This window comes from Synechococcus sp. RSCCF101 (assembly GCF_008807075.1).
GTDB lineage: Bacteria > Cyanobacteriota > Cyanobacteriia > PCC-6307 > Cyanobiaceae > RSCCF101.
In genome coordinates this window covers 2,682,850-2,701,503 of the sequence record NZ_CP035632.1, presented here as the reverse complement: position 1 = coordinate 2,701,503, position 18,654 = coordinate 2,682,850, and the positions used below count along the sequence as shown (strand labels likewise).

Annotated in this window: 16 protein-coding genes; 9 read left to right on the top strand and 7 right to left on the bottom strand. The window is 66.4% G+C overall.

All coding sequences use genetic code 11. The features are described 5' to 3' along the window. Nucleotides 1-41: 41 nt before the first annotated feature. Nucleotides 42-242 carry a hypothetical protein gene (locus EVJ50_RS14735; RefSeq protein WP_191964783.1) on the top strand — a complete coding sequence of 67 codons (201 nt, stop codon included), beginning with the start codon at nt 42-44 and terminating at the stop codon, nt 240-242. On the opposite strand, the gene EVJ50_RS13015 is transcribed toward EVJ50_RS14735, so the two are convergent. Further along, nucleotides 224-4,975: a hypothetical protein gene (locus tag EVJ50_RS13015; protein ID WP_150884451.1), complete on the bottom strand. Its 4,752-nt coding sequence runs from the start codon at nt 4,973-4,975 to the stop codon at nt 224-226. The genes EVJ50_RS14735 and EVJ50_RS13015 overlap by 19 nt on opposite strands. Before the next feature lie 504 nt (nt 4,976-5,479). On the opposite strand from EVJ50_RS13015, the gene EVJ50_RS13010 reads away from it, so the two are divergent. Then, nucleotides 5,480-6,547, top strand: a complete 1,068-nt coding sequence (locus tag EVJ50_RS13010) for a class I fructose-bisphosphate aldolase (RefSeq protein WP_150884450.1) — start codon at nt 5,480-5,482, stop codon at nt 6,545-6,547. On the opposite strand, the gene EVJ50_RS13005 is transcribed toward EVJ50_RS13010, so the two are convergent. Together EVJ50_RS13005 and EVJ50_RS13000 are read right to left on the bottom strand one after the other, a co-directional pair. Beyond that, the gene (locus EVJ50_RS13005) at nt 6,541-7,512 is read right to left on the bottom strand and encodes a hypothetical protein (protein ID WP_150884449.1); all 972 of its coding nucleotides are present in this window, start codon (nt 7,510-7,512) and stop codon (nt 6,541-6,543) included. The genes EVJ50_RS13010 and EVJ50_RS13005 overlap by 7 nt on opposite strands. 90 nt (nt 7,513-7,602) lie before the next feature. Continuing rightward, a complete protein-coding gene (locus tag EVJ50_RS13000; RefSeq protein WP_150884448.1) occupies nt 7,603-7,776 on the bottom strand; it encodes a metallothionein in 174 nt (57 codons plus the stop codon). A 351-nt stretch (nt 7,777-8,127) separates the two neighbouring features. On the opposite strand from EVJ50_RS13000, the gene EVJ50_RS12995 reads away from it, so the two are divergent. The 5 genes from EVJ50_RS12995 (at nt 8,128) to EVJ50_RS12975 (ending at nt 12,753) form a co-directional block, all read left to right on the top strand. Beyond that, the gene (locus EVJ50_RS12995; protein WP_225322948.1) at nt 8,128-9,180 is read left to right on the top strand and encodes a GTP-binding protein; all 1,053 of its coding nucleotides are present in this window, start codon (nt 8,128-8,130) and stop codon (nt 9,178-9,180) included. Then, nucleotides 9,177-9,965 carry a GTP-binding protein gene (locus tag EVJ50_RS12990; RefSeq protein ID WP_150884446.1) on the top strand — a complete coding sequence of 263 codons (789 nt, stop codon included), beginning with the start codon at nt 9,177-9,179 and terminating at the stop codon, nt 9,963-9,965. The genes EVJ50_RS12995 and EVJ50_RS12990 overlap by 4 nt, the downstream gene beginning before the upstream one ends. Nucleotides 9,966-9,968: 3 nt before the next feature. Next, nucleotides 9,969-10,790 (top strand): metallophosphoesterase, encoded by an 822-nt coding sequence (locus EVJ50_RS12985; protein WP_150884445.1) that lies wholly within the window; start codon nt 9,969-9,971, stop codon nt 10,788-10,790. A gap of 2 nt (nt 10,791-10,792) precedes the next feature. After that, nucleotides 10,793-11,500, top strand: a complete 708-nt coding sequence (locus EVJ50_RS12980) for a phosphoesterase (protein ID WP_150884444.1) — start codon at nt 10,793-10,795, stop codon at nt 11,498-11,500. 206 nt (nt 11,501-11,706) lie between these two features. Continuing rightward, nucleotides 11,707-12,753 carry a formamidase gene (locus EVJ50_RS12975; RefSeq protein ID WP_150884443.1) on the top strand — a complete coding sequence of 349 codons (1,047 nt, stop codon included), beginning with the start codon at nt 11,707-11,709 and terminating at the stop codon, nt 12,751-12,753. Between the two features lie 30 nt (nt 12,754-12,783). On the opposite strand, the gene EVJ50_RS12970 is transcribed toward EVJ50_RS12975, so the two are convergent. Further along, nucleotides 12,784-13,893: a WD40 repeat domain-containing protein gene (locus tag EVJ50_RS12970; protein ID WP_191964782.1), complete on the bottom strand. Its 1,110-nt coding sequence runs from the start codon at nt 13,891-13,893 to the stop codon at nt 12,784-12,786. A gap of 1 nt (nt 13,894) precedes the next feature. After that, a complete protein-coding gene (locus tag EVJ50_RS12965; RefSeq protein WP_150884441.1) occupies nt 13,895-14,878 on the bottom strand; it encodes a GTP-binding protein in 984 nt (327 codons plus the stop codon). 83 nt (nt 14,879-14,961) lie between these two features. On the opposite strand from EVJ50_RS12965, the gene EVJ50_RS12960 reads away from it, so the two are divergent. After that, nucleotides 14,962-16,191 (top strand): FAD/NAD(P)-binding protein, encoded by a 1,230-nt coding sequence (locus EVJ50_RS12960; protein WP_191964781.1) that lies wholly within the window; start codon nt 14,962-14,964, stop codon nt 16,189-16,191. A 340-nt stretch (nt 16,192-16,531) separates the two neighbouring features. After that, nucleotides 16,532-17,668 (top strand): class I SAM-dependent RNA methyltransferase, encoded by a 1,137-nt coding sequence (locus EVJ50_RS12950; RefSeq protein WP_150884440.1) that lies wholly within the window; start codon nt 16,532-16,534, stop codon nt 17,666-17,668. A gap of 13 nt (nt 17,669-17,681) precedes the next feature. Here the strand turns inward: EVJ50_RS12950 and EVJ50_RS12945 are convergent, their stop codons facing one another. Together EVJ50_RS12945 and EVJ50_RS12940 are read right to left on the bottom strand one after the other, a co-directional pair. Further along, nucleotides 17,682-18,047 carry a phage holin family protein gene (locus tag EVJ50_RS12945; RefSeq protein ID WP_370455644.1) on the bottom strand — a complete coding sequence of 122 codons (366 nt, stop codon included), beginning with the start codon at nt 18,045-18,047 and terminating at the stop codon, nt 17,682-17,684. Between the two features lie 11 nt (nt 18,048-18,058). Continuing rightward, complete coding sequence (locus EVJ50_RS12940; protein ID WP_225322947.1) at nt 18,059-18,574, bottom strand: hypothetical protein; 516 nt, start codon at nt 18,572-18,574, stop codon at nt 18,059-18,061. Between the last annotated feature and the right edge of the window lie 80 nt (nt 18,575-18,654).

The following is an 18,654-nucleotide window of genomic DNA, read 5'->3' as shown; positions in this document are numbered from 1 at the left end:
AGTGCAACCACAGTCGATCGAGGGCGCGAGGCACGGCATCCATGTCCTGCGATGCCGGCCTCTCGGTCAATCTGGAGCGCCATGATGGAGCCCAACGCGTTGCGACGCTCTGCAACAGGATGGTGGGCATTGCGCTATCCAACGTCGGTTCCGTGGTGCTGCGACGCACCGATCCCAACAGCCTGATCAGCTCGACGGCAGGTCGTTCTGATGCATGGGCCTGTCATCGATGGAGCGCATGAATGCGCTGACGCACGAGTTGCATCGCATTGATCAGTGTGCGTTGCAGTGCGTCAGGCGCCGGGACCTCCTCGGGGCCGACGGGTCGGGAGCCTGCTGAAGAAGGCGCCAGGTTCAGCAACTCCACCATCAACGCCCTGGAACGCCTCTCCGATTCACTGAAGCTTGCGGTGGCTTGCATCGATGAAAGAACCTGAACGGTGAGAGTCTCAAGAACGGTCGGGCTCGGCCATCGAGAGACGGCCGCGGTCTTCCGGTCCTCAGGGCCCTCACGCGTCTGAGAGGCGTCTCGCTCCGGGGAGGGGTCGGATTGAGGTTCGGCTGTCTCGGCAGAAGCGCCAGAACGCGTGGAGGACGGCGCTGGAGCAGCCCTTCCCGGCTGGCTCTGCGTTGCCTGCGGGTCCAGTTCGGGCTCGGCGAGGGCGAGCTCGCTGGTACCGAGTTGCAGCGACAACGGCGGGGCCACCGGACGCTCAACCGCAGTCCTTCTCGCGGCGACCCTGGGCCCAGGCGGAGTCCCGGGATCGGCCGTCGGTCTGTTGAGGGATCGTGGTCTGCTCTGGGTTTCCGCCAAGGCTCCCCGCGTGACTGCCTCACCAACCCCTTGTGGCTTCGACCGCGGGGGCTGTTGTGGAACAGGCCCGGAAGGTCGCTCGTCCCTGCCTGCAGGACGAAACCGCGGTCCTCCTGACCGATCTGCGGCATTCATGGTCCGACGGGGAAGCCTGCCTCCCGGAGTCGGCGACGACCTGTTGTCCGATTCCCTTGTGGGTTGCGTGGAGCCTCCATCTACGCCAGAGCCTGCGCCGTCAACGAGATCGGGACGACCGAAGCCTGGTGAAGGAGGGAGAGGTGGCTGAGCTGGCCCCCCGGGAGAATCACCTTCCTGCGGCGGCCTCTGAGTCATTCCCGCCAATGGCGCCGGAGGGGGAACGGGGCTGGGTGGAGAGGGGGTGGGAGGGCTGCCGTTCTCGGGAGCCACGAGCAGAACGAGCGACCGGGGTGCGGCCTGAGGACGCAGTTGGCTGGAGAGGCCCGCAGGCAGGGACTGCGACGACCACTCACCGCGTACGCCTCCACCGCTGTTCAGAACGACGAACTGATCGCCCTCCTGCGGCTGATAGCCCTTGGCCAGAGACACCGAAAGCTCGCCTGAAAGGGTGGCATGCCCTCCCACAACAACTCGATCGGAGGCGCCTTCCGACGTGCCGCCAAGATCAAGCTGCAGTGTCCCAGAAGGGCTCTGCACGTAGTGCCCTCTCAGACTCAGGGTGCCAATGGCACCGGTTTCCACTCGACGTGGTGGCCCGGGAGAAAGAACTCCATGGTTCAGGAGTGTTCCTCCCTGCAGATCCAGGCGACCTGTACCGACGATGGTCCCGGAATTGGTAAAGCCTCCACTGACCAGACGCGCAGCGGCACCGATGAGCTCCACTCGCCCCGCCTGGGTGAACCGCGTGCCTGAGCCGATGGTGACCGGTCCCGAATGAATCGAGATCGTTCCCTCCTTGATCACCACCTCAAGCTCGTGGAGATCCCCAAGCAAGAGATCACCCGCTCCCCGTTTCTGAAGAGTCCCGTGGACCAGCACCCTGCCGCGAGATCCCCTCTCATGGCGGATCGTCGTGATCTGGCTCTCTGCCACCTCTGCAATGAGCTCGGCGCCAGGCTCGATCCGGAACAAAGCATTGCCGTCAAGGGTGAGAGAAGCTCCGGACGCCATCACAGACCCCCCAGACCGATCCGCATGGCTGAGCTGGACACCATCGAGGCGGTTCGTGCCGGAGATGGAGAGCGGTCCATCCACATCAATCGTCGCCACTCCTTCCAGGACGAGATCTGAGAAGGCCGTTGGACCATTGAGACGAATCAGGCCCTCTCCACCAATGGTCGCGGCCTCTGCCACAAAGGTCCCGGAGTTGGCGTACTCCCCGTCAACACGCAGGCTGGCCTTCAGGAGTTCAGTTGAGGCCGCCTTCACTGTTGTGCCGCTGGCGACGGCAGCCTGGCCTGCCCAGATCCGGACGTCTCCGCTGGGCTCAGCCGTCAGGCCATTGAACACACGGGCCTCGCCGCCTCTGAGATCAAGAACGGCATCCCCCCATCGAAGCCCGGCAGGACCGCGCGGGCTGTTATCGGCATTGGTGGTGAATGCCACCTGCAGCGGCGAGCCCGTGGAACGGATATCAGCATCAAGATGAATCAGGCCATCCGCGATGAAGACCAAGTCAGCACCATCCTGACCGGATGACGTGACAATCGGAGCTGAGATAATGATATCACCGCTCTGAAGGCCTGATCCGATCGTATCGATCACCACTCGACCGCCGGCATCCAGCGAACGAGAGAGTTCAGCAGCACTGATCAGACTGGGGGAGGCCGTGGCGTTCACCACCTGATTCCCGTTGCCATCGACACCAGTACGCACATTCGAATTGACTCGATCAGCAATAATGATGTCGTAGGGATCAATGAGCCATGTACCTGCATTGCCGTTGGCGGCTGATGTATCCGGTGCCTGGGTGACACTGAGGAGTCCGGCGGAGGTTTCAATGAAGCCGCCGTCACCGGAGTCGGCACCGCCTGTGGCGGAGAGCTGCGCATCGATGGAGGCGACGTCTGAGGCATAGAGGATCAGCTCACCGCCATCGCCAGCGGTTGTGGCCTCAACGCTGATGGTGGTGTCGGCACTGGCCGTGAGGGTGGAGGCATTGCGGATGGAGGTGTCCTCACCGCGCCGTCCGCCACCGATCTGGATGTGGCCACCACCGGTGGTGCCACTGGCATCGATGGAGCTGGCGGCCAGGGCGATGGCGTCTGCTTCCAGGAGGATCGAGCCGCCGCGGGCCTGGGGCCCTGAGCCGCTGGCGGTGAGGGTGGCGCCGGTGAGGGTGAGGGTGTCTGCGGCCTGGAGGGTGATGTCACCACCGCCGGGCAGCGGTTGGGGTGCCGCCATGGCTGCGGCGGGCGTCGGTGCTGCCGCTGCTGCTGTTGTTGTTGTGGTTGTTTCGTCTGAGCCGGCCGGCTGGGCAGCGGGCGGGGTTGCCGGGTCTGAGCTGGCTGCAGTGGCAGTGGCAGTGACTGGAGCGTCTGGTGCAGGTGAGGCGGTCTGCTGCTGCGAGGGTGCTGCCGGCATGGCGTCACCACCGACCAGGGTGTCTGCAGTGAGGGGCTCTGCCGCGGCGGGATCGGGCACTGCGGGACGGGCGTCCTGCTGGCTGAGGGCCTGATCCATCTGGCTGACCAGACCGGTGCTCTGGAGCGATCGGCTCCAGCTGCCGGCGGTTGTGGTGTCGGTGCGGACGGCGCCGCTGCCGGTGCTGCTGGTGCCGGCGGTGGCGCCGGAGGCGTCGAGGCGTCCGCCGGAGATGGTGATGTCAGCGGCAGCGATGGCGATGGATCCACCCGGCGCGGAGGCGGTGGCCGGGGGCGCGGCGGTCGCAGGAGCGGCAGCAGAGCCGGTTCCGCTGCCGGGGTTGTGTCCAGCCTCTGCGGTGAGGCCCATCCCGTCTGCAGCGTCTGCAGATGCTGCGGCAGCGGCTGAGGAGAGCTGAGCGGAGTCCGCGGCGCCCGGGTTGGTCTCTGGCTGTGTCTGAGCGTCTGCCGCTGGCTGTGGGATCTCGGCACGCTCTGCTGCGGCGGGGTCCCCACCCCCGGTCGTTGTCGCCGCGGTGGGTTCCACGGCCAGCGCATCGTTCTCTGTCGCCTGTGCCGGATTGGCGACGAGAGGTTCTGCGGTGTCCGGTGCCGCCCCTCCTGCCGGTTGCCCGCCGCTGCTGCCCTCTCCACCACTGCCATCCCCTCCGATGGCGGTCAGATCGGAATCGCTGAGGTTGACGCTGCCCGTGGCGGCGATGGAGATGGAGCCGCCGGCGGTGGCGCCACTGGCGTTGATGGAGCTGGAGGCGATGACGATGTCAGCCGCATCGATCGACACCAATCCACCGCTGCCGATGTCATTGCTGACATCGAGGCTGGAGGACTCGAGCGAGACGGAGCGTCCGGCCAGGGCGATCGTTCCGCCGTCTGCGGAGAGGCTGCTGGCGTTAAGGAGGAGATGACCGCCCTGTGAATCGAGGAGGAGGGAGTGATCAACGGTGAGCAGGCCATCGTCGATGGTCAGGTCTCCGTTGGCCGAGAGGCCGATGGCGGAAAGGCTGGCGGGATCGGTGCTCAGGCCAGGTGAGCCTGGGATGGGGATGCCGCGGAGACCGGCGACCTGTGAGGCGGTGCTGCCGTAGACGTCAAAGAAACCGGAGCCGACGGCGAGTGTGGTGGCGGTGCTGAGCTGGAGTGTGGCGACGTTGGTGAAGCCGCCACCGGCGGTGAGGGAGATGCCGCCGGGAGAGAGCCAGAAGAGATTGCCCTTGCTGGAGAGGGCGACCATCTTGTTGATGAAGCTGCCGGCGGGATCGATGACGCCGACGATGACGTTGGAGAAGGAATCGTTGTTGATCGAGGCACCGCTGATGGCGCCGCGTGTGTCGAATTTTTCGAAACGGTGAAAGAGGTTGCTGCCGGCGCCGGTGCCACCGGTGATGGAGCAGTGACCGGCGGTGCAGGAGCCGTTGCGGATGCCGTTGATGACCGAGCCGAGACTCTGGAGGCCGGAGGCACCCTTGATCTCACCGGCCCGGGCGACACCGCTGCCGAGGCTGGCGGCCAGGAGCAGGGGCGCGAGACCAACGGGGATGGCCAGGCGCTGCAGGGTCTGCCGGCTGGCCAGAATCAGCATCGCCTCACCAGCGGCAGGGTGGAGGCCCGGGCGATCGCAACAAGAGCCGACACGACCAAGTCGACGGTGGGCATGATTCTCGACATCCCAACGGGCGCGGAAGGCTGAGCCACGTGACGTGCTGACGCCAGCCCTAAAAAGAGATCAAGCGACATGTCGAGATGGGAACTGGTACGTCACAATCCGCTGCAGCACTGGCGCCATTCACATCAGGAGCGTCAATGAGGCATTTTTGCACTGCCGAAACGGAGTTCACCCACCTCCTATCGCCGAAGCAGCAATACAATACAGATGATTGGCCAGCGCCACATAAGATGATGAAAACAGAGTTCAATCACGCGCCACCAGCCTGAGTCGTAGGGATTAGATCAGATAGAGTCAATCCATCAAGCGATTCCCGCTCCACTCTTGCGCTCTTGAAACAGGAAGCCCCTCATCCGTAGGATGGCCAGGCAAGCACAAATCCTTGCAGTCATTGGTCCACCCGACCCGAGTCTTCACTCCATGACGCTCGTTCAGCATCACGACGACCTGATCGCAACCGCTGCGGCCATCGCCTTGCCGGGGAAGGGACTTCTGGCGGCGGATGAATCCACACCCACCATCGGCAAGCGGCTGGCCGGGGTGGGCGTGGAGAACAACGAGGCGATGCGGCGGGCCTATCGCTCCCTGCTGGTGACCACGGACGGCCTGGCCGACTTCATCAGCGGCGTGATTCTCTACGAAGAAACCCTGTTTCAGGATGCTGATGACGGGCTCCCGATGGTGGAGCACCTGCAGAAGCGGGGCCTGATTCCCGGCATCAAGGTGGACATGGGCGTGCAGCCCCTGGCCGGTGGTTGTGCGGGAGAAACCTGGTGCACGGGTCTGGCCGGTCTGCAGGATCGGGCCGCCCGGTACTACGCCCGAGGTGCCCGTTTCGCGAAGTGGCGGGCCGTGCTGCGGATCAGCGAGGCCGGGGCGCCATCGGAGCTGGCCATCCGTGAGAACGCCTGGGGCCTGGCCCGCTATGCGCGTACCGTGCAGGAGGAAGGGCTGGTTCCGATCGTGGAACCCGAGATCCTGATGGATGGTGATCACGCGATCGAAACCACGGCGGCCCGGCAGGAAGCCGTGCTGAAGGCGGTGTATGCGGCTCTGGCGGAGAACGGCGTTCTTCTGGAAGGCAGCCTGCTCAAGCCCTCCATGACCACGGCCGGAGCCTCCCATCACGCCCTGCAGAGCCCCCGGCAGGTGGGGCGGATCACGGTCCAGACCCTGAAGCGGGCCGTGCCGGCGGCGGTGCCCGGCATCCTGTTTCTCTCGGGCGGGCTGGGCGAGGAAGAGGCCAGCGTCTACCTCGATGCCATCAACCGGGAGGGCAGGCGCAGCCCCTGGCACCTGGGCTTCTCCTATGGCCGTGCACTGCAGCAGTCCTGCCTCAAGCACTGGCACGGCAGCGACGTGGCCGCGGGGCAGGCAGCCCTGCTCGCCCGGGCGCGCGCCAACTCCGAGGCCAGCCTCGGTGCCTACCAGCCCGGCTCCCAGCCATCAGATGGGGACAGCCTTTTCGTGGCGGGCTACAGCTACTGACAGGCGAACCCGGGCGACTGGTTGACCGGCTCCAGGTAGCGGGAGAGCGTCTCCTTCTCGGCGTCGAACCAGGCGCGCGCCTTCCCGCTCCAGCCGGTGCCGGCGCAATAGGGGAAGGATGGTTCGATCACGTCGGCGACAAACCGCCGGCGCAGGGGAACCTCCCCCTGCTGCAGGGTCTGGTGGATCTCTCCGCTGCCGACGGGGATGGTGAAGCCATCCATCGCCAGCAGCGGGGCTCCGACACGCTCCGGAACCGTGGAGGCGCTCACGCGGAAGCCGGCAGCGAGGCTTCCCTGGCCAACCGAGGCCTCGAACGCGAACACCTGCTCGAGGAAGGCCATGTCCCCGGCCCGGTCCTGCACCAGATCTCTGAGCTGCCGGGTCCCGGCCTGGGAGGGAAGAGGGGCAGGGCGTCCCAGAACGAGTCCCGCCCAGGTCCCGTTGACGATCAGGGCACCGTCCCGATGGGTCACGGCACCGGTGCGCAGGTCGGTTTCATCCAGCAGGCGCAGGCCCAGCAGGGGCCCCGGCTCGCGGGAGAGCAGGCGCCAGTCCTCCACATAGGCGGAACTCGGGGCGAACTCGATCATGCAGTCGCCAACGCGCCGCAACTGGGCCGGCTCGGGCCAGCGATCGTGCAGCTGGAACGAGGCTCCGAGCGACCAGCTCAGGCTGCTGCCGCTCCAGTGGCTGGCGGCAGACCAGCCTTCGACATTGGCCCGGCAGCGCAACGCTTCCGGCGAGCATCCCGCCAGGGAGAACTCCCCGGGCTGATCCGCGTCAGCGGGCAGCCGCAGATCAATGGTGAGATTGCGGCACTGCAACCAGACCACGCGGGTGCGGCCATCGGTGAGGCCGCTGGCGAAGGTGATCGATCGCCGCCGGAAGCAACCCACCATCCAGTCGGGAACTGACTCCTGCGGCGTGGTCGGGCACGCCTCAATCAGCTCGCGCAGGTGCATGCGCCCTGGTCATCTGCGTCCAGGCTGACCGACTGTGGGGCGACTGACCGCGCTGCGGCAGGGGCAGCCCAGATCGTGCCGGGCGGCGCGTCAGGAGCCGCAGCTGCAGCCGCAGCCCTGGCCGCCATGACAGGGCTCGTGGTTGGGGTGACCGGTGGCACAGGCCTCGGAGCAGTAGGCGCGTCCATCGCGGCTCACGGCCGTCGCCGGATCGACATCACAGCTGCACTTGGCGCAGGCGCACTTGACCAATGTTGCAGGCATCACCAGACATTCATCTCCTTCCGTTCTACTTGAGCCAGGTGATCTCGACAAGGACACCGACAGCATCCGGATCGAAGTCGAGAGTCGTTCTCACTATCAGAGTCAGCAACAGCTGCACTCCTGCTTTCTACATTCCGCCGTCGCTTCACACCGCCTGCCTTCATCCCGCGCCCAGACCTGGTCCTCCCAGCCACCGACCGTCGACAGCCTCCCCCAGATGCTGACCGTGCGTCGGCCGAGCTCTGCAGCGAACCCGGCCCGGGCGTCCTGTGGCTGACAACCCGCCGGCCCACAAGGCACAATGAGAATCGTTCTCGGAGGGTTCAGATCGTGCCGTCGCCGGCTGCTCAGGTGAGCCGTCCCACGAGTCCGGTGCCCGTCACCGTGCTCACGGGCTTCCTCGGCTCGGGCAAGACGACCCTGCTGAACCACATTCTCAGCAATCAGCAGGGCCTGCGCAGCGCTGTTCTGGTGAATGAATTCGGCGAGGTCGGCATCGACAACGAGTTGGTTGTCTCCACCAGCGACACGATGGTGGAACTGAGCAATGGCTGCATCTGCTGCTCGATCAATGGAGAACTCCAGGATGCGGTCCAGCAGGTGCTGGCCCGGCCCGATCCCATCGACATGATCGTCGTGGAGACCACCGGGCTGGCGGATCCCCTGCCCGTGGCGATGACATTCTGCGCCGGCGATCTGCGCGATCGTCTGCGACTGGATTCGATCATCACCCTGATCGATGCGGAACACTTCAATGCCATCGCGCTGGAGAGTCCGATTGCACGCGCTCAGGTTCTCTACGGCGACATCCTTCTGCTCAACAAGTGCGATCTCGTCGACGAGGCTCGCCTGGATGAGGTGGAGGCCAGTCTGCGGGCAGTGAAGAACGAAGCCCGCATCCTGCGGGCCGATCACGGGGTGGCGCCTCTGGGCCTGCTGCTCAGTGTCGGGCTGTTCGAAACCGATCGGCTGGCAGCCCTAAGGGAAGAGGCCAAAGACAGGCCGGCATCAGAACACGATCATGCCCATGGTCATGACCACCATCACCACCACGGGCATGATCACGGCCACGATGGACATCACCATCACAGCCATGACCACACCCCCGAGATGGAGGGCTACAGCTCGGTGAGTCTTGCCGTGAAGGCACCCTTCGACCTCAGGCGCTTCCAGTTCTTCCTCGACAACCAATTGCCCGAGTCGGTGTTTCGCGCCAAGGGGGTGCTCTGGTTCCGGGAAAGCGAGCGGCGCCATCTCTTCCACCTCTGCGGCAAACGGTTCACCATCGATGCCTCCGACTGGCCGGAGGACGGCGAACGGCACACCAAGGTCGTGGCCATCGGCAAGGAGCTCGACGAGCCCACCCTGAAGGCGCAACTGGAAGCCTGCGTGGCAGACGGATGACGCGGACCGTCCTCATCACCGGGCCACCCGGCTGCGGCAAGACGACCTGGATCCTCCAGCAGCTGCGCAGCCACACCGGATCCCGCGGCTACATCCGCCTGGAGGGAACCCAGGAGGACGACCGACCGATCCATGCCGACGACGGCGGCATCGATCTCGCCGTTCTGCAGGACCAGTGCGACGGACTGCGTGATGGCAGCCAGGCCGATCCGGGCGCAACGGCCGGGACCGACTCGCTCCTGGTGCTGATCGAACGGCCTCAGTTCCAGCGCCCCTCCGCACCCGGCCTGGACGGTATGGATCCCCAGCTGCGGAGCCAACTGCAGGAGCTGGGTCTTGTGCCCGATCAGCACCTCCATTTCGGGCGCGACCCCGAGCTTCCGGCTCAGGACACACTGGATTTCACGGAGCTGGACACCTGGAGCCACGATCTGAGCGGTTGTGTCTGGGACGCCAGCAGCCTGAGCAGCTTCTGGTTCGAGCTGGTCAACGGCGCCTATGGCGATGTGTACCGGGCCAAGGCGCTGATGAACCTGCCCGATGGCCGCGGCTTCTTCTTCAACTGGATGGTGAGCCAGAACGGCTCCCAGTACCTGCCCCTGGAGAGCGTGGCCCCACCCCATGGCCGACCCGGGCGGCTCTCCCGGCTCGTGGTTCAGGGCAGGGGACTCGATCCACCGGCCATCACAGCCACGATTGAGGACTGCCTGCTCAGTGATGCCGCGCTGGAGCTCCAGCAGGCCCCGCTCCGAGACACGCCCTCACGCGCCACGCCGTCCACCTGATCCATGCCCCACGCCGTCATCTCCTGTCTGCACGCCAACCTGGCGGCGGTTGAAGCCGTCCTGGCGGACATCGATCGCCTCGGCATCGACACCATCACCTGCCTGGGCGATCTGGTGGGCTACGGCCCCCAGCCCAATGAGGTGGTGGAGCTGGTGCGGGAGCGGGGCATCCCCAGCTGTCAGGGCTGCTGGGACGAGGACATCATCGAAGGCCTGAACGCCTGCGAGTGCAGCTATCCCTCCCAGCTGGCCGAGCGTCGCGGGCACCTCGCCCACCACTGGACCGCCGCCCAGCTGACTGACGAGAACAAGGACTTCCTGGCCAGCCTGCCCACCTCGCTGCGGCGGGATCGCTCACTGTTCGTGCACGGCAGTCCGAACAGCCAGCACGAGTACCTACTGCCGGACATGGATGCCTTCGCGGCGCTGGAGCGCGTGGAAACCGCCGGCGCCGACACCCTGTTCTGCGGCCACACCCACAGGCCCTACGTGCGGGATCTGAGCAACGGCAGCATCCGGGTGCGCGTGCGCGGGCCGCAGGGCTCAAGCCAGCCACAGCAGGAGCGGCAGATGCAGCTGCCCATGCGCCGCATCATCAACGCCGGATCTGTCGGCGAACCGCGCCACGGCAGCACCAGGGCGACCTACGTCGTTCACGATGCGGAGTCGGGTGCCGTGGACATCCGCGACGTGCCCTACGACGTGGAGCGCACCTGTCAGGCCATCCTGGAAGCCGGCCTGCCGCCGATCTTCGCCTGGCGCCTCAGCCACGGATTCGAGTACGCCGAACGGGCGGACGATGCCAGCCACGTGTGTGAGCGCTGAGCATGGTGTGGGCACTGATCAGTGGGCTGCGCGGCGATCTGGAGGCCTACGACGCCGTTCAGAAGGATCTGCGCCGCCAGCGCGATGTGGATTCTCTCTTCGTGCTCGGCGATTGCATCGGCCCGGAGCGTGACTGCAATCCCCTGCTGGACCGGCTGCAGTATCCGCGTCGCGGCGAACTGACGGCGGATTGCATCTATGGCTGGTGGGAGGAGCAGCTCCTCGCCGAGCACGGGTTCCGCGGCGAGCGCCGTGCGGACGTGGAGGCGATGGAGAACGGGCAGGCGACGGTGACGGCACTGATGAACGCCGTGGACCCGATCCATCTGAGCTGGCTGGCCACGCTTCAGTTCGGAATCATCGAGCTCGACTGCGCGCTGCTGCATGGCAGCTCCACCGATGTGGGAGATCATCTCAGCGCCGACAGTTCACCGCTGCTGCTGCTCGATCGCCTCACGCGCATGGACGTCAACCGACTGTTCACGGCCCGCAGCGGCGAGCAGTTCTGCGCCGAACTCTGCGGTGGCGGCATCGACTCCCGCGTGCGCGATCTGGAGGGCGAGCAGGACCGCCGGCAGAGCGTGCCCCAGCGCAAGGTGATCGGGGTGGGCGCCGGCGTGCATTACACCCTCTACGACCCCGGAACCGACAGAACTGTGTTCTGCAACGCCGGGACGGCCCATCAGCGCGCGGGACGAGGGTTCGGCTGAGAGGCCCTCCACCGCCGCTCGGCAGCGCGAGAACAGCGTGCACGGGAGGGGAGGCGGCTGAGCTCCTCCCGGACACCGGCCACACGCCCGTAGCAAGCGCAACAGATCTCTGAATCCGGACTGGGCACCGCCGCAAACGGTCGCATGGGAGACAAACGCGGGGAACCTCAGCAGGCGAGGGTGATTATCGTTCTCGTTCTCAGTTCATGGCCAGCACAGGCAGCGTCAGCTCGTGGGATGAATCCTTGCTCGTTGCAATGATTCAATACCCCGTTCCGGTCATCAATGGTCCGGCGGACATCCAGACGCAGGTCGACCAGATCTGCAAAGCCGTCGCAACAACAAAAGCCGGTTACCCGGAAGCCGATCTCATCGTGATGCCCGAGTACTCCACTCAAGGGCTGAACACCAAGATCTGGACCTATGACGAGATGCTCCTGCGGATCGACTCACCAGAGATTGATCGCTTCCGCAACGCCTGCAAGGAGAACGACGTCTGGGGCGTTTTCTCTCTGATGGAGCAGAACGATGATCCGAGCCTGCCACCATTCAACTCGGCCATCGTCATCAACTCAGATGGCGAGATCGCGCTTCATTATCGCAAGCTTCAGCCGTGGGTCCCGATCGAGCCCTGGTCTCCGGGGAACTACGGCATGCCGGTCTGCGATGGCCCCAAAGGCTCGAAACTCGCTGTCTGCATCTGTCATGACGGCATGTTCCCGGAGCTGGCACGTGAGGCTGCCTACAAGGGCGCGAACGTCTACATCCGCATCTCGGGTTATTCAACGCAGGTCAACGACCAGTGGATCTGGACCAATCGGACCAACGCCTGGCAGAATCTCATGTATACGATTTCTGTCAACCTGGCCGGCTACGATGGAGTTTTCTACTACTTCGGAGAAGGAACGGTCTGCAACTACGACGGCAACGTCATCCAGCAGGGACACAGGAACCCCTGGGAGATTGTTACGGCTGAACTCTTCCCGCGCCTCGTGGACAAAGCACGCGAGAACTGGGCCCTTGAAAACAACATCTTCAATCTTGGCTGCAGGGCCTATGTCGGCAAGCCTGGTGGGGAAAAGGAGAACTATCTCACCTGGGTCAGGGATCTTGCCAACGGCGAATACAAGCTGCCCTGGGACAGCAGCATTCGTGTGCGTGACGGCTGGAAGTACTACCCCGATGGTGTGAAGCTGGGACCCATGCCATCCAACGGCGTCACCGCAGCGGCGCCAGTGACCACGACCGTGTGACTCGGGCCCTCGCCAGCTGACGAGGACTGATCAGTCTGAGTCGCTGCCGGAGCAGGAGCCATCCCGCTCCCGCTCCGGCACCTCCACCGGCCACAGCCACCAGCGGCCCCGGGCATCGCCAGCCGCCAGGTGCCAGCCATCCGGACGCCAGGCCAGGGCCTGGAAGGCCGCGTCCTGCCCCTCAAGGGGTTCGAGCAGATCGCCCGTCCCGTCCCAGAGCGCCACGGTGCCATCGCTGGAGGCACTGGCCAGCAGGGTGCTGCCAGGCGAGAAGGCGAGTGCGTTGACCCGCTGCTCGTGCCAGAGCAGCGGTTCCGGCTTCCAGGCACTGGAGCCTTGATTGGTCTGCGTCCAGAGGATCACCACCTCGGCGGAGGCGCTGGCCAGCAGCGGCGCCAGCGGCCCCGGCCGATCACTCCAGGCCAGGTGCCGGACCTTGGCGGGAAATCCGTTGAACTGCCACGGGGGGCCATGGCAGTCGCGGGGCCAGACCAGCAGGGAGCGATCCAGCAGCCCGCAGGCGAGATGGCCGCCGGGGCCGGAGAAGACCAGCCCAAGCCCGGCCGAGAGCAGGCTTTCCCTGCGGGGAAGCGGTACCGGATATCCCAGGCCGGGCTCCCAGATGGCCAGCTCGCCGTGGCAGCCGGCAGCCAGCCGTGTGCCATCCGCACTCCAGGCCAGGGACTGAATCGTGCCGGGATGCTCCAGCGGCGCCTCAGTCCACTGGCGGCTGGCGCTGTTCCAGAGGTGCAGCTGCCGCCCGGCGGCCACCGCGAGGAACGGCCCGCCCGGCTGCCAGGCCGCCGCATCGATCCAGCCACCACCGAGATCCACGGGATCCATGGCCAGCGGCCGCATGCCGCTGTCTCCGAGCTCCCAGAGCAGCAGCTCGCCGGTCTGACCAGCGGCCATCAGAAACTGGCCGTCGTTGCTGAAACCCACCACATCCAGGCTGCTGTCGCGATCACCGCGCAGCAGGTCCTGAGCACCGGCGCGGAAATCCAGCAGCAGCAGTTCACCTCCGGCACTGGCCATCGCCAGGAACTCACCATCCGCTGACCAGGCCAGAGCCGTGATCGCCTGCTGGAGATCGCCGCAGAGCTGCTCGCGGACGAGGGAGCCGGGCTCAGCCCCTTCCATCTCAGGCGACGCAGGCGGAGAAGCCGGCCTGCAGGGCGTCCGCATCAAGGTTGCGGCCGATGATCACGAATTCCGTGCGGGGACATTCATCCTCCAGCCAGGGACGATCGAAATCGCCATCGAGCAGCATGTGCACCGACTGGAAGACATAACGCGACTGTTCACCAGCCAGGTTGAGAATTCCCTTCATCCGGAACAGGTCGGGGCCACGTTCGGCCACCAGATCCGACAACCAGATGCCGATCTTGTCGAGGTCGATCGGACGATCCTCCACCAGAGCGAGCGCGCGAACGGGATCCCTGTGGGTGTGCTGGTGCTGCTTGGTGAGGAAGGTCGGATGCAGGTTCAGGGCCCGTTCCAGCTCGAAGGCCTCAAGGCCGAGCACCGACTCGAGCGGCACCTGTGCCCGCGTGCTGGTGAGGATGGTCGCCACAGGGTTGATGGCGCGCACACGCTCCTCAATCGCCCGTCGTTCGCTGTCGTCCACCAGATCGGCCTTGTTGAGCAGCAGCACATCGGCCATGGCCAGCTGCTGCTGCAGCTCCACGGCGTCCCAGTGCTGCTCCACATGGCGCAGGTCCACCAGGGTGACCACAGCATCGAGAAGGAGCTCATCCCTGAGGTCATCGTCCATGAAGAAGGTCTGAACGACGGGTGATGGGTTGGCCACGCCGGTGGTTTCGATCACCAGATGGTCAAAGCGGTCGCGCCGCTTCATCAGGTTGCCGATGATGCGAATGAGATCACCACGAACAGTGCAACAGATGCAGCCGTTGTTCATCTGGAAGATCTCTTCATCGGTCTCAACCACCAGCTGGTTGTCGATGCCGATCTCGCCGAATTCGTTCACGATCACCGCCACCCTCAGGCCGTGATCCTGGGTGAGGATGTGGTTGAGCAACGTGGTTTTGCCCGCGCCGAGAAAGCCGGTCAGCACGGTCACCGGCAGACGCTCAGCGGCAGGCACCGGACTCGTGAACACCATGACCGAACGGCACGGAACTCCGACCCAAGCCTATGTGAGAATGGTTCTCGTTTCAGGGAGAATCCCGCGCGGGATCCGCAGCCGTGCCGACCGCCAGCCCTGCCAGCACCGAGAGGCCGCGGCCTCCGGCGGATGTGGTGATCGCCGGGGCCGGCCCTCAGGCCCTCACCCTCGCCTGCCTGCTGCTGCAGAAGCGGCCGCGCTGTCGCCGCCATCTGCGCGTGTTCGATCCCAGCGGCACCTGGCTGCACGGCTGGCATCGCCAGATGGAGCGCCTGGGCATCCCCCAGCTGCGCTCGCCGTCACCGCACCATCCCCACCCCAACCCGAACGCGCTGCGGACCTACGCCCAGGAGCATCAGCGCAGCCGTGAGCTGGAGGGCCCCTACCTGATCCCGCACACCGCTCTGTTCCAGGCCTTCTGCCGGAGCGTGGTGCAGGAGTTTGAGCTCACCGACCGGGTGCAGGCCGCCTCTCTGGAGACGGTTGAGCTGCGGGGGGAGCCATCCGACGGACTGAATCTGGGCCTGAGCGACGGTTCCCGGCTCCAGGCCCGGCGGCTGGTGATCGCCACCGGCAGCGGAACACCCCAGCTGCCGCCGTGGGTGGAACGGATCGGTGGCCCCTATCCCAGCCACGCCCTGGCCCACAGTCAGACCATCGATCTGGCCAACTGCCGGGACCTGGCCGACCGGCACGTGCTGATCGTGGGCGGCGGCCTCACCAGCGCCCATCTGGCCGTCGGCGCCATCCGGCGCGGCGCCAGGGTGACATTGCTCTGCCGGCGCCACCTGCGCAGCAAGCTGTTCGATGCCGATCCGGGCTGGCTGGGGCCGAAATACCTGAAGGCGTTCCAGAGCGAGCCCTGCTGGCAGCGGCGGCGGCACCAGGTGCTGGCAGCGCGCGACGGCGGTTCGATCACCCCTCAGCTGGCCATGACCCTGCAATGGGAGCGTCAGCACGGGACCCTGCAGATCCAGGAGCAGTGCGAGGTGAGCGATGCGCACTGGTGCGATGGCCACTGGCAGGTGCGCTGCCGCACTGGCAGCGCCCTGGTGGCCGATCGCATCTGGCTGGCCACCGGTCATCAGCTCGGTGTGAGCCACCACCCGCTGCTGCGGCAGCTCCGTCGCCAGACCCCACTCGAACTGGTGGACGACTGGCCCGTGCTCACGTCCGACCTGCGCCTGCCGGGAACGGCGGTGCACGTGATGGGTGGACTGGCCTCTCTGCGCCTCGGACCGGCGGCCCGCAACCTCTATGGCGGCCGTGCCGCGGCACGGGAGATCAGCCGGGCCCTGATCAAGGGCTGAAGGATGGAAAGGGCCCTTCCAGGCCCCATGGGTCATTTGGGTGATAAGGCTGACCTCACCCCATCTCCCTTAGAAGGTCAGGCCAGCACAGGGGCGGGCTGACGGGAGAAACGAACGATGTTGTTCGCTGTTACGGGTTTGCTCTCACCGAGCAGGCTTCAGTCACCCTCCTCATGCCCCGTCGAAACCATGGCAGCCCCGGGATGGCCCTGGATCGGGCCGGAGAATGGAGCTGAGCGGAATCGAACCGCTGTCCGAAACACTGGTGTGGATCACCTAGTCCACCACTGGTGGACGTATTCATTCTGACAGAGCTGCCCGCTGGTTGGCTCCTCACCGCATGATCAACGCCGTTGCTGTGGTGCCTCCCGGCCTGGAGCCGGTGGCCGCTGAGGAACTGGAGGAGCTGGGCGGCAGCGCCATCCGGGTGCGACCGCAGGCGCTGGCCTTTCAGACTGATCTGGCCGGGCTCTACCGGCTGCATCTGAGGGCACGGCTGCCCTTCCGCATCCTGCGGGAACTGGCCCGCTTTCCCTGCGCTGGCCGGGCCGATCTGCGAGAGGGAATTCAGCGTTCGGTGGACTGGGGCCGCTGGCTGCCGCCGGAACTGAGTCTGCGTGTGGATGTGAGCGGCCAGGCCCCGGGCCTCAACCACAGCCACGTCACCGCGCTCCAGGTGAAGAACGCCGTGGTGGAGGAGCAGATGCGGCTCCGGGGCCGGCGCTCCAACGTGGATCTGAGCCAACCCGACTGCGGCCTGCACCTGCACCTGAGCCACGGCACGGCGGTGCTCAGCCTCGATGGCTCCTGCGGCAGCCTGCATCGCCGCGGCTGGCGCCAGGCCGTGGGCAAGGCGCCCCTGAAGGAGAACCTGGCGGCCGGCCTGATCGACCTGACCGGCTGGGACGGGTCCTGTCCCCTGGTGGATCCGCTCTGCGGTTCGGGCACGCTGCTGCTCGAGGCCGCCTGCCGCCACTGGGGACGCGCCGCCGGACTGCTGCGGCAGAGCGGGCTGCAGCACTGGGCGGATTTCGATGCGGCGCTCTGGCAGCGGGAGCGGCAGGAGGCGGAAGCCATGGCGCGGGCGATCGAGCCCGGCCGCCCGCCGCTCATCGGCCTGGACCGCGATCCCGACGTGCTGGCGCAGGCCGAAGCGAATGCGCAGCGGGCCGGCGTGGCGGAGGCCATCTCCTGGCGCGCGGCTGACCTCGAGCAGTTCGTTCCACCCCGGGAGAGCGGTGTGCTGGTCTGCAATCCCCCATGGGGCGCCCGGCTCGGAGCAGACGACGGCGAAGCCCTTGAGAAGCTCTACGACCGTCTGGGCCGGGTGGTGCGCGAGCGCTGCGGTGGCTGGCAGCTCTGGCTGCTGAGCGGCAACGCCGGTCTGACGCGGGCCCTGCGGCTCAAGGCAACCCGACGGATCCCCGTGAGCGCCGGCGGGATCGACTGCCGCTGGCTGCACTACGCGATCCGCTGAAGCGGAAGCGGCCTCAGTCGCGGCCCAGCAGAACCTTGGAGGTGCGGGCCAGCCCGGCTGTGGTTTCGGGCAGGTAGGGACCGCTGAGGTAGGCCCCACCCACCCGAAGCATCAGCCCCGCCAGGACAAGGTCTCCGACCGCCAGGGCCAGCGACGCCTGCAGCCAGCTCCAGCCCCAGCTCTGACGCATCCAGAGCAGCAGCGCCAGCTCGGCGGCCACCAGTGCCAGAAGCATCAGCGTGCCACCGGTGGCCAGCAGCAGGGCGCCGCTGATCAGGCGGCGTTTTTCCCGGTCCACCTCCTGCAGCGCCAGACGCACATGCAGGTCCATCACCGAGCCCATCAGGGCGGCCACCCGGCCCATCGCCTTGCGCGCCATCGCCATGGACGTCAGGAGGAGCGGCGCCGGGCCGGCGACAGCAGCAGTCCGGCCACGAAGCCGGCGCCGGCGGCCAGGGCCACGGCCAGGAGCGGGCGACTGCGCACGGGTCGCTCGATACGGGGGCGCAGGGTGCTGTTCAGCTCATCGAGCAGCTGCTCGAGCTGACGCTCCAGCGGCTCCAGATTGCCGGCTAGGTCCCTGGAGCCACTGGCTGCCGACTGGAGCAGGTCATGCAGTTGGCCGCGGATGCGACCGGCCTGATCGCCCGTGCGACCTGCGATCAGACCCGCCACCTCATCCAGGCTGCCGCGGGTGGCCTCCAGGGCCTCGCGGGCCACACCGGGCCAGCGCTCCTGAATCGTGGGCAGGAGAGCACTGAACTGCTCACGGAACCGGCCGGCCAGGCCGCCATCACGGCCCTGTTCGGCCGCGCGTGAGCCCGCATCGGAACCGGGGCTGGCCTCAGCGGGAGCATCGGCCGCTGCCGCCGACCCGGGCGGCGCCGCATGGGAATCGTCGGCCATGGCTGGAGCTGCAGCAAAGGAGTGGTTTCAACGTAGGGAGGGCCCTTGTGGCGCGTCACGCTTCCGCTACATTTCGCCGG